The following is a 12,222-nucleotide window of genomic DNA, read 5'->3' as shown; positions in this document are numbered from 1 at the left end:
GTCAACTGAAATCACCCACTTTACGTATGAATAAACGAATAATGATTAACAATATTATACAATAAATTATAATTTTAACAACCGATAACCATAAAATTCCACCAGTATTTAAATAAAAAATGACAACATTTTGAATATGCATTATTGGCAACCATTGTGCCATAATTTGAAAAATTTTAGGAAGTTGATCGAGTGGTATCCATAGACCTCCTAGTAAAATTAATAACACATAGATTAAATTACTATACGCTGTGACACGTGATAATTTTTGAATTGAGGCTAAGCCGTATGCAAAAGGATATAACACTAGTGTACCTATTAATATCATTACAAACGCCATTCCCCACTGAAACATAGTCATATGAATTCTAAATATAACGCCTGTAATACATAAGCACAGAATTGCAAATGCTGATAACATTAATGTTTTGCATATTTTACTTATAAAATAATGCAGGTAAGTGACCTCTGTGTTAACCAATCGTTTTAGCCATCCCATTTTTCTCTCTAAAGCAAGTTCTTGAGGTAAGGTAATGAGTACATAACTAATGGCACTTAATATCGCCATATGAATTAAATAATTGCGTCTAAATTGCTCAAAATCTTTTAACGGTAACGCAGTCGCTTGTATCATTGCGATGATATAAAAACAAATTGGTATTACGATAAAAATGATTATATTCCGCTTTTGTTTCGCACATTGTTTCAATTCGAATTGTATTAAAGTCATCATCATTGTCATCATCCCCTAAGTTTATCAATTTATATCATGATGATGTAACATCATTAATATAAACCTTATCTAAGTCGCCATTGTTTAATTCATAAATCGTATGACATCGTTTTCGTAACATATTGATATCATGCATGACTATAATCATTGTGGTCCCTAATTGAATCAAGTTATCGATAATCCCCCAAAATTGTGCTTCAGTTGAGATGTCCATCGCTGTTGTAGGTTCATCTAATATTAAAAAATTAGGATTTCCTGAAAGTGTCAGTACAAAATCTAAAAACCGTTTTTCACCTCCAGATAATTGACTGATTTCTTTATTTAAATTAATAGAATCGATGAGATTAATTATTTCTTTTGTATCCTCATGATGTCGCTGAAGGCCTAAAAATAAGTCAATAGCATCTTTTACGGTTACCCATTCAGGAAAAGTACTTTCTTGATAGAGGATTGCCTTTTTAACTTGTTTCTCCCAATATATGTCTCCTTTTTGACTTTTAATGACACCCATCAGAAGGTTGAGTAATGTTGTTTTACCCGTACCATTGCTTCCTGTCACTCCGACAATTTCACCAGTGTTCATTGAAATGTTCACATTTTTTAAGATGACACGATTGTCCAGTTCATATGTTAAATGTCTCACTGTTAGCATTCATCTTCCCCCTTTTGTATCCATAATAAAGGAAAGTTATCGTGAAATCCTGTCATTTTTGTCACGATTAGGATATGACAAATGTCATTTTTAACTCATTTTAACTCTTACCTTAATAATTCATCCATAAGTTAAATAATCTGTTATGATTAAATTGAATCAACTTATTTAGCTTAAAAATTATGTTTTATTGAAATACCATTATAAATCTGAAAATTTTTTCTTTTCAAAATGAGATATTCTAAAAATACATAGAGGGAGATCATCTAAATGAAACTTAAATATGTGACTGCTATTTTCCTTTCATCATCTATACTACTAGCTGCATGTTCGAATGACGAAACTGCAAAAGAAAATGCGCATGAGGTTCAAAAATCACATCAAACTAACAAGGTGTACGACAAATTATCGGATAAAGACATTACTAAAAAAGGATCAACTGCTACTACTAAAACAAAAGATGTCACTTTTGTTCTAGGCAATCATGACAAAATATTACAAGTCAAAAAAGATTTATCTGATATGCCGATCAATAAACAACAAGAAGAAAAGAAATTAGAAGGTTATGCAAAAGCATACATGGAAGATGATGCAAAACTCAAAAAAGTGAAAAGCGAAACTCAAAATGTTTATTATTCTAAAAAAATAAACCGAGAGTATTTCGTCACTTATCAGCTTGATACCAATGGCAATGTAACTGAAATCCTCATCTCAAGTTACAAATAGTAAAGTAGTCATTTTATTGACCATCAACGGTGTGAATATGTCAGTTTAACATAATAAGACCCTCAACAATTGCTTAAGAATTTTGAGGGTTTTACCTTATACTTCAATTTTTTTTATTTTGTTATGTAATGAATAACACTATGAACCTTGAAAGCATCATTGATTATAGCATTTACAAACATGATTCTGAACATATTATTTTAGATTCATCTTCTTTTGAATGTCTTTAGGGATATCTGATTGATGCACTTTTTTTACATCTAAAACAACACCTTTGGCATCTGTAAATGTAATTTCAAATAAATCTCCTTGTACTACATCATCCGCTATTAAGTTTTTGTCAACTTCATAAACATCATTTTCGGCATATACCTTCATTTTTGATTGATGTTCATCCATATTACCATAATACGTTTCTTCCTCACTAAAATAAGAGAAAGGGTCCGTATTAAAACATAAAAAGATACCCACAATAATTAACAAGCCTATAAACAAAAATTTAATTTTGATGATACTCACCACTTTCTATTTTTAAAATATGTTATATTAATTTTAAACAAATGCCAACCATGCTTTAGCATGAATTTTTACGTCTAAAATTGATATATCAAATGATTAATAAAAAGAGGTGTTATTATGAGGTCACATATTTTAAAAAATAAATTTTGGCTAAGTTACTTTAGTGCTATCATAATTTTATCTATCATGACACCCATGTCTACTTTTACACAGGCTCAGTCGCTAGGTGCGTTCGGCATTGCATTTATTGTTTTGATCACTAAATTTATAATCTTTTATTTCACTTTCAGAGTGATTTATAGCATTGCGTTTTCATGGGTAAATCAAAAGGATAATGATTGACACTTTATTATGGTGCCATTTCTCCTTATTCCACCTTATTACGATATAGAACCATGCCACCATCATCAACTTTAAAAACCCTTGAAGTACTTAGACTTCAAGGGTTCTATACATTAATATTGTTTCATGTATTGGTCAACTTCCCATTCGCTGACTTGCGTACGGTAGTAATCCCATTCGATAGATTTTGAATTAATGAATTGATGATAAATATGATCACCTAAAGCATTTTTAACCGTTTCATTTTCTCGCATTGCTTTAAGCGCTGTATAAAGCGTTGATGGTAAATCTTGAATACCTACCGCTTCACGCTCTTCACGATTCATCTCATAGATATTTTGATTCACAGGTTCTTGTACTTCTAATTTATTTTTAATTCCGTCTAAACCAGCTTGTAAAATCGTTGCTAAAGCCATGTATGGGTTCGCAGCCGGGTCTACAGAGCGAATTTCAACACGAGTTGATAAACCACGTGAAGATGGAACTCGCACTAATGGTGAACGGTTTTTACCACTCCAAGCAATATAACTTGGTGCCTCATAGCCTGGTACAAGACGCTTGTATGAGTTTACGAGTGGGTTACAAACCGCTGTAAAACCACGTGCGTTTTTCATAATCCCTGCAATGAAATGGTAGGCATCTTGAGATAATTCCATTTTGCCATTTTCATCAAAGAAAGCATTTTCTTTTCCTTTGAATAACGACACGTTAAAGTGCATACCACTTCCGTTTACACCAAATAATGGTTTTGGCATAAATGTCGCATGTAAATTGTGTTGACGCGCAATTGTTTTAACAACTAATTTAAATGTTTGAATATTATCACATGCTGTGATAGCGTCTGCATATTTAAAATCAATTTCGTGCTGACCTGGTGCCACTTCATGGTGACTTGCTTCAATATCAAAGCCCATGTCTTCTAATTCTAATACAATATCACGACGGCAGTTTTCACCTAAATCAGTAGGTGCTAAATCAAAATACCCACCATGATCGTTTAATTCCATTGTTGGTTCGCCTTTTTCATCTAACTTAAATAAGAAAAATTCAGGTTCTGGTCCAAGGTTAAAATCAGTGAAGCCAAGTTCTTCCATGTCTTTAAGTACACGTTTCAAGTTACTACGAGGATCCCCAGCAAATGGCTCACCTTCAGTTGTGTATACATCACAAATTAAACGCGCTACTTTACCTTGTCCTGCAGTCCACGGGAAGATCACCCATGTATTTAAATCAGGTTGTAAGTACATGTCTGATTCTTCGATACGCACAAATCCTTCGATAGAAGAACCATCGAACATCATTTCGTTATCGAGTACTTTTTCTAATTGGCTTACTGGTACTTCTACATTTTTGATTGTTCCTAAAATATCAGAAAATTGTAAGCGAATGTAACGTACATTTTCTTCTTCTGCAAAGCGTCGGATGTCATCTTTTGTAAAATTTTGTTTTGGCATTGGATCATAGCCTCCATTAAATTATTTGAAAAAGCGTGATAAATCTCCACGATTTAGTGGTATAGATTCTCTTTGTGGTTTCTGCGTCGTATCCACGAGCATTTGTTTTCTTAATAGCGCTTCTTCATTATTCAAGTCGTTATGTTCTTCAAGCATGATTTGTTTAATGCCTTTCATATTAAAGCCTTTTTCAAGTAAGTGCTTTATTGTGAGCAGCGTTTCTAAATCGTTTAATGAGAACAAACGTTTATTCCCCTCTGTTCTAGATGGAAATATGAGTTCATGTGTTTCATAATAACGAATTTGACGTGCAGTTAAATCCGTTAACTTACTGACAACACTCATCGGAAATACAGGCATGTTACGTCGAATTTTATCGTTATCCATCTCCCACATCTCCTTGAATATTTTGAACTTATCGTTACAATAGCATATATATTCTGACAATACAAAAATATGTAAGAAAACCTGACATGAAATCTGATGTCAGGTTTATAGCGTTTAAATAAGGTTTTTCTCCATTAATTGTGAAACGGCACGAGATACTGCAAGCTTCACATGTTCATAAGTTAATCCACCTTGAACATACGCTTCGTATGGCGGACGTATCGGGCCATCTGCAGATAATTCGATTGATGAACCCTGAACAAACGTCCCAGCCGCCATAATCACATCATCCTCATATCCTGGCATATAGCTAGGCTCAGGACTAAAATGCGCATTTATAGGTGAATTATGTTGAATACTTTGACAAAACTGGATCATTTGTTCTTTTGTCTCAAAGGAGACGGTTTGAATTAAATCAGTTCGTGGCTCATGATATTGTGGCGTTGTCTTCATATTTAATTTCTCTAATAACAAGCTTGTAAAAAGTGCGCCTTTCAAACTTTGACTCACGACGTGTGGACTCAAGAAAAATCCTTGATACATTTCATGCAATGACCCGAGAGAGGCACCAGCCTCTTTGCCAATGCCAGGGGCGGTTAAACGATAACCACATCGTTCAACCAAATCTTTTCTACCAACTATATAGCCCCCTATTTTCGCTAATCCTCCGCCTGGATTTTTAATCAGCGATCCAGCAATAAGGTCCGCCCCCACTTCAATTGGTTCTCGTGTTTCCACAAATTCACCATAACAATTATCTACAAAAACTGTGATGTGAGGAAATTGTGCTTTTATTTTTTGAATCACATATGCTATTTCATCAATGTGAATAGATGGCCTTTGATCATAGCCTTTAGAACGTTGAATGGCAATCACCTTTGTGCGGTCGTGAATCGTTTGAAGTACCCTTTCAATATCAATGCGTCCTTCTTTAAGAGGCACATCTTGATAAGTCACGCCGCGTTCGATTAAACTTTCAATACCATTTCCATTTATACCAATGACTTCTAACAACGTGTCATAAGGTCGCCCCGTAATATATAGCAATTCATCTCCATGTTTCAGTAAGCTTTGTAAGGCAATCGTTATCGCATGTGTTCCTGAAATGATTTGTGGGCGTACAAGTGCGTCCTCAGCTTTAAACACGTGTGCATAAACCGCTTCTAAATGGTCACGCCCAAAATCATCATAACCATAACCTGTCGATCCTTGTAAATCTGTTTCAGTGATTTTGACATGGTGAAATGCATCAAGCACGCGTGCTTGATTTTCAAAAGCACGTTGCTCAATAGCTTTAAAGTATGGTGCGAGATCTGTTTCAACCTCATCAATTAATTTAGATATATTTATCATGAATACGCTTCTTTCTATTATTTTCGATACCCTTGTATATGATACGTCTCATCTTGTTCATTAAAATCCAAAGATGTGATTAAAGTTTGACGCTTCAATGCATAAAGTGTATCTCCTTCAGATACTTTAATTGTTTTTTCATAATATGTGAGTTGTTTTTTTAACTGCGCCATTAATAATTGTCGTACTTCCGTTTTATCACGTTCATCCCTAGCAGAAACGCTTTTCGAAGGAAATGAACTAATTGGTGGCACGTTTTCAGTTAAATCTCTTTTGTTAAATAAGACTACTTGTGGAATTTGTTCCATATTTAATTCTTTAATTAATTGTTCAACCGTGTCGTACTGAACTTTTGCTTCAGGATGACTTGAATCGACCACATGTATTAATAAATCAGCTTGCTTCGCTTCCTCTAGTGTTGACTTGAAGGCTTCAATTAATGTCGTCGGAAGTTTTTGTATAAATCCAACTGTGTCAGAAATAACCAATTGAAAGCCATCATTGAGGGTAATTTGGCGCGTTTTGGGGTCGAGCGTCGCAAATAATTGATCTTTTTCATATGTTCCATCTTCAGTTAATACATTGAACCAAGTCGATTTCCCAGCATTGGTATATCCCACTAATGCAATTTGAAAAATGTCATTTTGTATTCTTTGATGACGATAACGTTCCCGATGTATTTCAACCTCTTTTAACTTTCGCTTGATCTCATTCATTCTCGTACGAATATGACGACGGTCCGTTTCAAGTTTAGTTTCACCTGGTCCTCTCGTGCCTATGCCGCCACCTAAACGCGATAAACTTTTACCATGCCCCATTAACCGCGGTAATAAATAATCCAATTGGGCATATTCGACTTGTAACTTACCTTCTTTACTTTTGGCGCGCAATGCAAAAATGTCTAAAATGAGTTGTGTTCTGTCTATAATTTTAATTCCTAAAACTTCATTTAAATGTTTAGATTGTGCGGTAGTCAGTTCATCATTGGTCACAATCACATCTATATCGTGAAATTGAACGGCGTCTTGAACCTCTTGTATTTTACCTTTCCCCATATAATGTCTAGGGTGTATGTCATTTAAATTTTGCGTTAGCGTCGCTTTGACTTCTAAGCCACACGTTTCAGAAAGTGCCTCTAATTCAGACATTGTGCTCTCAAAGTCATATTCTGATACTTGGGTATGTACACCTATTAAAAGTGCTTTTTCTTTAATTTCTTCCGTTGAATAACTCTGTTTATAAGTCACTTCAGTCACCTCGTTTCTATACAACGTACCATCGTGTATTTTATCACAAACGCCCGCTTAAGACTATGCGCTTCCAATATGATATATTTAATTCAAATACAAACTTAAAGTTTAAAAAATAAGAGGTGATTATAAATGAATATTTATGACATTGAAGTTGAACGCTCTAATGGGGATACTTATAAGTTATCTCAATATAAAGGAGATGTGATGTTAATCGTAAATACCGCAAGTGAATGTGGCTTCACTCCTCAATTTAAAGACTTGCAAGCGCTTTACGACAAATATAAAGATCAGGGGTTTATCGTACTTGGATTTCCGTGTAATCAATTTGGTCACCAAGAACCTGGTTCAGGTGCTGAAGCCATGCAAAACTGTCAATTAAATTATGGCGTTACATTTCCAATGCATCAAAAAATCGAGGTAAATGGCGCTAATGCTCACCCACTATTCCAATATTTAAAGTCACAGCAATCAGGGATATTGAACGAAAAAATCAAATGGAATTTCACAAAATTTTTAATTAATCGTGAGGGTCAAGTTATCAAGCGGTTTTCACCTCAAAAACAACCGCTGCAATTATCTAATGCCATAGAAAATTTATTGTAAATCATAAATGATCCCCCATCGTGTTCAGCAAACACAAAGGGGGATCGTTTCTTGTTTCCAGCATTATGAAATTCGTTTTTTAGTTATAGACCAACTACGTCTTTACATTCATTTAAACTAAAAACTGTGCACTTCGCTTAGTTCGTACCTTCAAGAAATGTACTAATGGCATGTTTATAGATTAAATGATGTTTTCCTTGAGAAAGAAAATCAACCACATGCTGATCATAATCTGCAATTGTACCTCTTAATTGAAAACCATTCGTTAAGAAGACTGTTAATTCCTTTTCCTCAGTTTTAAAGTTTTCGAGATACGTTTCTTGAATATCTTGTTTGTCAAACATGTTCATTTCTCCTTTTGTTTATTTGGGTTAAAATATCATCTAGCATTTCTGGAAGTGACATTCTCTCTCTATCTAACCAATGAACATTAAGTTTGTTTTTAAACCACGTTAATTGTCGTTTAGCATAATTTCTTGAATGCTGTTTTAACAATTCTGCTGCCTGGTCTATTTCAAGCTCATTATGCACGACGGGTACTAATTCTTTATAGCCAATCGCTTGCATACTTTGACATGATTCATAACCTAATTCAATAAGGTGTTGCACTTCGTCCATTAAACCTTGAGACAACATAATGTCTACACGTTTATTTATTCTATGATACAATGTATCGCGCGACATTTCTATCCCTAGTAATAATGTATCATAATTTTCTGTTAATTGGTGACTTTTCTTGCGATTACTTAAAATTTTTTTCGTCTTCAAATAGTATGAAACCGCTCTCTCAACGCGCTGACGATTATTCGGATGAATATTGGCTTGAGACTCAGGGTCAAATGTTCCTAAATAATCATGTAACGCTTCATTTGAATAGGTACTAAGGTGACGCATTTTTTTAGCCACTTCAGCTTCTTTTTCAGTTGAAACCTCTTCATTTTCAAATTCATAATTATAAATAACTGATTGAATATAAAGGCCTGTCCCCCCAGCTATAATCGGAACTTTACCTCTTTGAGTTATTTCATCAATTAACGGTTTCACACGTTGTTGAAAATCATAAGCGGTAAACGTTTCATCAGGTGATAATATATCAATTAAATGATGCGGTATGCCTTGCATTTCATCTGATGTGATTTTTGCGGTTCCAATATCCATATGTCGATACACTTGCATGGAGTCTCCACTAATAATTTCACCATTTACTTTTTTGGCAAGTTCCACACTTAGTTCTGTTTTCCCACTCGCTGTTGGCCCAACGATAACGATTAAAAAGGGCTTTTTTTCACTCACTTGATTCACTCACTTTTTTTCTTTATAATTTGACGACTCATCCAGTCTAACATATGACGCCATACCGCTTCCTTATCTTTCTCAAATAAAATTTCGTGTCGCTTTTGTTTATAAAGCTGTACAGTAATATGCTTGATGCCGCCTCTTTTTAATGTCTTACCTAACCGACGTATCCCATTGCCATAATCTCCGAACGGATCCGCTTTACCAGCAATAAGTAAAATTGGGAGTTCTGGATTCATCTTAGCAATTTCTTTTAATTGTGCAGTTTTCATAATATGATGCATCACACTATAAACCAATTGGTTTGAAACTAAAAAGCCAGTATATTGATCTTGTATGAAAACATCCACTTCATGTTCATCCGAACTAATCCAATCACTAGGTGTACGTGTTGGTTTGAAACTTTTATTAAAGGAGCCAGTGACAAGGTCATTAATCCATTTTAGGCGCCGCTTTTTACCTGTAAATAACGTGACAATTTTTAATGCAATGATATTGATGTAACCCTTCCATTTTGGATAGAGCGCGGTACCCGTCAAAATTAAACCATCAGCATCATTTGGGTATAATTGAACATAACGACGTGCGATAATAGAACCCATCGAATGTCCTAAAATAATGTAAGGTAGCGTCTCATTGATAGTTGGCTGTAGCGTCGTTTTGATTTCATACGCATCATGAACCACTTCATCGACAGAATTAAAGTGCCCTCGGAGTGTATTAATCGCTTTACCATGACCACGATGATTATGTCGAATCACATGATAGCCTTGCTGATTCAGTTGCGTAACAAGACGTTCATACCGATCCATATGTTCTGCCATACCATGAAAAACATGTACAATCCCTACAGCCTCATGATCTGCACGGTCAATTTTCACTTCTAATATGGTTTCATCAGATAACGCTATTTTCATGGTTTCTTTCTTAACCATTGTATAAATCCACCTTTCCATACCCATCTCATACTTCAACTTTACCACAGGTTTTCATTACAAACACGTTTCTCATATTTTATACAACAAATTATCCTACTATCGTTATACGCTCCTTAATTAAAAATCATGGATTCAACTTAAATTCAAACCTCAAATCACATCGCCTACTCTTGAATCATACTAATTTTCAACGAGTTTACTTCTTCAATTAAAAAGGAGTAAGATATAATCTTAGAGATTTATATCCTACTCTTTTTTTAAATCTTAATATTAATTTGTTTTACACTGTGGCTGTTTGATGTTGTCCATGAATTGCATGTGTAATCGCATCTTCTAATTCTTGTTTATATACGGCCTTAGTATTGTCATCGTAGCCAACTAAATCTGCTAAAACATTAGTGACAATATCTTTATATTTTTGAACAGATTCGATATCAAAGTAAAGCGCTCCTGTACGACGAATTAAGAAGTCAGTCGGTTTTACAACCAACTCATTTTGAACGCCATATAACAATTCTACGTACATTTCTAAAGGTAGTCCTGTACTTTGATGTTGTGCCGCTTGAGTAAGTGCAAATAATTCATCGACATTAGAACCATACTTTTTAGCTAACTTACGTGCGACGTTTTCATCCAAGTTATAACCTTTAGCCAATTTCACTTTTTCATCTACAAAAGATTTAAAGTTTTTACTGCCGCCAACATCTCCGCCTGACATTGGGATATTCTTCGTATTCGCTGGTTTAAATTCTAATTTATACTCTTGTTTCAAGCGTTTCGCAACACGGTCCACTATTTCGTTAGCCATATGACGGTAACCTGTTAATTTACCGCCAGCAATCGTTAATAATCCAGAATCTCCTTCCCAAATTTCATCTTTACGTGAAATTTCAGATGGATCTTTACCTTCTTCTAGAATTAACGGACGAATACCTGCCCATGTTGATTCGATATCTTCATCTTTGACATGTACTGTTGGGAACATGTAGTTAATCGCATTGATTAAATAATCACGATCCTCTTGGTTGACTAAAGGACTGGCTTTGTCGTTATTGTAAAATGTATCTGTTGTACCGACATATGTTTTACCTTCTCTAGGAATCGCAAAAATCATACGACCATCTTTTTCTGTATCAAAATAAACTGCCTGATGTAAAGGGAATTTTGATTCATCAAATACAACGTGTACGCCTTTCGTTAAACGTAATTCTTTGTTGTTCTTAGAGTAATCATTACTACGCACCTCATCAACCCAAGGTCCGGTTGCATTAACTACTTTTTTACCGTGAATTTCAAATTGTTCATTTTTAATGCGGTCAATGACACGTACACCATTTACTTTATTATGATTGTCATATAAAAATTGGCTTACTTTAGCATAGTTAATGATATCTGCACCAAATTCAGCCGCTTTTTTCATGACTTCAATTGTCATACGTGCGTCATCTGTACGGTATTCTACGTAATAGCCACCACCTTTTAAACCATCTTGTTTGACGAGTGGTTCTTTATCTTTTGTTTCTTGAACATTCAACATACGTTTACGTTCTGATTTTTTGACACCAGCTAAACGATCATAAACAGCTAAACCGATAGAAGTTGAAAATTTACCGAACGTACCGCCTTTATGCATTGGTAATAACATCCATTCTGGTGTTGTCACGTGTGGTCCATTTTCATATACGATTTCACGCTCTCTACCAGTTTCAGCTACCACACCGACTTGGAATTGTTTTAAATATCTTAAACCACCGTGCACAAGTTTTGTTGAACGAGAACTTGTACCTGATGCAAAGTCTTGCATTTCTAATAAAGCTACTTTCATACCTCGTGCTGATGCATCTAAAGCGACGCCAGCACCTGTAATGCCGCCCCCGACAATGACTAAATCATATTCTTCTTGTTGCATTTTTTCTTTAACTGAATCACGTTGTAACGTTGATAAACGTCCCATAAAAACGCCTCC

General features: G+C 34.8%; 13 protein-coding genes. 2 read left to right on the top strand and 11 right to left on the bottom strand.

What is annotated here, in order from left to right; translation table 11 throughout:
* Position 1 precedes the first annotated feature (1 nt).
* Positions 2-736 carry an ABC transporter permease gene (locus G8Y85_RS00210; protein WP_165805233.1) on the bottom strand — a complete coding sequence of 245 codons (735 nt, stop codon included), beginning with the start codon at positions 734-736 and terminating at the stop codon, positions 2-4.
* 31 nt (positions 737-767) lie between these two features.
* Complete coding sequence (locus G8Y85_RS00205) at positions 768-1,385, bottom strand: ATP-binding cassette domain-containing protein (RefSeq protein ID WP_103345392.1); 618 nt, start codon at positions 1,383-1,385, stop codon at positions 768-770.
* A gap of 270 nt (positions 1,386-1,655) precedes the next feature.
* Between G8Y85_RS00205 and G8Y85_RS00200 the strand changes: the two genes are divergently transcribed.
* The gene (locus G8Y85_RS00200; protein WP_165805232.1) at positions 1,656-2,111 is read left to right on the top strand and encodes a hypothetical protein; all 456 of its coding nucleotides are present in this window, start codon (positions 1,656-1,658) and stop codon (positions 2,109-2,111) included.
* 195 nt (positions 2,112-2,306) lie between these two features.
* Here G8Y85_RS00200 and G8Y85_RS00195 read toward each other — a convergent pair whose 3' ends face one another.
* From G8Y85_RS00195 to hflX, 5 genes are all read right to left on the bottom strand, one after another.
* Positions 2,307-2,594 carry a hypothetical protein gene (locus G8Y85_RS00195; RefSeq protein ID WP_157950542.1) on the bottom strand — a complete coding sequence of 96 codons (288 nt, stop codon included), beginning with the start codon at positions 2,592-2,594 and terminating at the stop codon, positions 2,307-2,309.
* A 491-nt stretch (positions 2,595-3,085) separates the two neighbouring features.
* Positions 3,086-4,426 carry a type I glutamate--ammonia ligase gene (glnA, locus tag G8Y85_RS00190; RefSeq protein WP_107401291.1) on the bottom strand — a complete coding sequence of 447 codons (1,341 nt, stop codon included), beginning with the start codon at positions 4,424-4,426 and terminating at the stop codon, positions 3,086-3,088.
* Between the two features lie 21 nt (positions 4,427-4,447).
* The gene (locus tag G8Y85_RS00185) at positions 4,448-4,813 is read right to left on the bottom strand and encodes a MerR family transcriptional regulator (RefSeq protein WP_037564558.1); all 366 of its coding nucleotides are present in this window, start codon (positions 4,811-4,813) and stop codon (positions 4,448-4,450) included.
* 114 nt (positions 4,814-4,927) lie between these two features.
* Positions 4,928-6,166: a methionine gamma-lyase family protein gene (locus G8Y85_RS00180; protein ID WP_103345388.1), complete on the bottom strand. Its 1,239-nt coding sequence runs from the start codon at positions 6,164-6,166 to the stop codon at positions 4,928-4,930.
* 17 nt (positions 6,167-6,183) lie between these two features.
* Entirely contained in the window at positions 6,184-7,413 is a 1,230-nt protein-coding gene (hflX, locus tag G8Y85_RS00175; RefSeq protein WP_103345387.1) for a GTPase HflX, read from the bottom strand.
* 135 nt (positions 7,414-7,548) lie between these two features.
* Between hflX and G8Y85_RS00170 the strand changes: the two genes are divergently transcribed.
* A complete protein-coding gene (locus G8Y85_RS00170; RefSeq protein WP_060550949.1) occupies positions 7,549-8,022 on the top strand; it encodes a glutathione peroxidase in 474 nt (157 codons plus the stop codon).
* Between the two features lie 137 nt (positions 8,023-8,159).
* On the opposite strand, the gene hfq is transcribed toward G8Y85_RS00170, so the two are convergent.
* The 4 genes from hfq to G8Y85_RS00150 form a co-directional block, all read right to left on the bottom strand.
* The gene (gene hfq, locus G8Y85_RS00165) at positions 8,160-8,366 is read right to left on the bottom strand and encodes an RNA chaperone Hfq (protein WP_037564566.1); all 207 of its coding nucleotides are present in this window, start codon (positions 8,364-8,366) and stop codon (positions 8,160-8,162) included.
* A complete protein-coding gene (miaA, locus tag G8Y85_RS00160; protein ID WP_107370832.1) occupies positions 8,359-9,315 on the bottom strand; it encodes a tRNA (adenosine(37)-N6)-dimethylallyltransferase MiaA in 957 nt (318 codons plus the stop codon). Before miaA ends, hfq begins: the two co-directional genes overlap by 8 nt.
* A gap of 5 nt (positions 9,316-9,320) precedes the next feature.
* Complete coding sequence (locus tag G8Y85_RS00155) at positions 9,321-10,253, bottom strand: alpha/beta hydrolase (RefSeq protein ID WP_103345386.1); 933 nt, start codon at positions 10,251-10,253, stop codon at positions 9,321-9,323.
* A gap of 283 nt (positions 10,254-10,536) precedes the next feature.
* Positions 10,537-12,210, bottom strand: coding sequence for a glycerol-3-phosphate dehydrogenase/oxidase (locus tag G8Y85_RS00150; RefSeq protein WP_105988931.1), 1,674 nt, complete (start codon positions 12,208-12,210; stop codon positions 10,537-10,539).
* Positions 12,211-12,222 lie beyond the last annotated feature (12 nt).

The organism is Staphylococcus sp. 11007852 (assembly GCF_011394325.1).
In the GTDB taxonomy this organism is placed as follows: Bacteria; Bacillota; Bacilli; order Staphylococcales; family Staphylococcaceae; genus Staphylococcus; species Staphylococcus agnetis.
Note: the sequence above shows the minus strand (reverse complement) of the source record. Positions and strands in the feature narration are given on the sequence as shown.

What these genes read in the sequence shown, in the direction of transcription:
- G8Y85_RS00210 (WP_165805233.1), bottom strand. Translation starts at nt 736, where the DNA reads ATGATGATGACTTTAATACAATTCGAATTGAAACAATGTGCGAAACAA.
- G8Y85_RS00205 (WP_103345392.1), bottom strand. Translation starts at nt 1,385, where the DNA reads ATGCTAACAGTGAGACATTTAACATATGAACTGGACAATCGTGTCATC.
- G8Y85_RS00200 (WP_165805232.1), top strand. Translation starts at nt 1,656, where the DNA reads ATGAAACTTAAATATGTGACTGCTATTTTCCTTTCATCATCTATACTA.
- glnA (WP_107401291.1), bottom strand. Translation starts at nt 4,426, where the DNA reads ATGCCAAAACAAAATTTTACAAAAGATGACATCCGACGCTTTGCAGAA.
- G8Y85_RS00185 (WP_037564558.1), bottom strand. Translation starts at nt 4,813, where the DNA reads ATGGATAACGATAAAATTCGACGTAACATGCCTGTATTTCCGATGAGT.
- G8Y85_RS00180 (WP_103345388.1), bottom strand. Translation starts at nt 6,166, where the DNA reads ATGATAAATATATCTAAATTAATTGATGAGGTTGAAACAGATCTCGCA.
- G8Y85_RS00170 (WP_060550949.1), top strand. Translation starts at nt 7,549, where the DNA reads ATGAATATTTATGACATTGAAGTTGAACGCTCTAATGGGGATACTTAT.
- hfq (WP_037564566.1), bottom strand. Translation starts at nt 8,366, where the DNA reads ATGTTTGACAAACAAGATATTCAAGAAACGTATCTCGAAAACTTTAAA.
- G8Y85_RS00155 (WP_103345386.1), bottom strand. Translation starts at nt 10,253, where the DNA reads ATGGTTAAGAAAGAAACCATGAAAATAGCGTTATCTGATGAAACCATA.
- G8Y85_RS00150 (WP_105988931.1), bottom strand. Translation starts at nt 12,210, where the DNA reads ATGGGACGTTTATCAACGTTACAACGTGATTCAGTTAAAGAAAAAATG.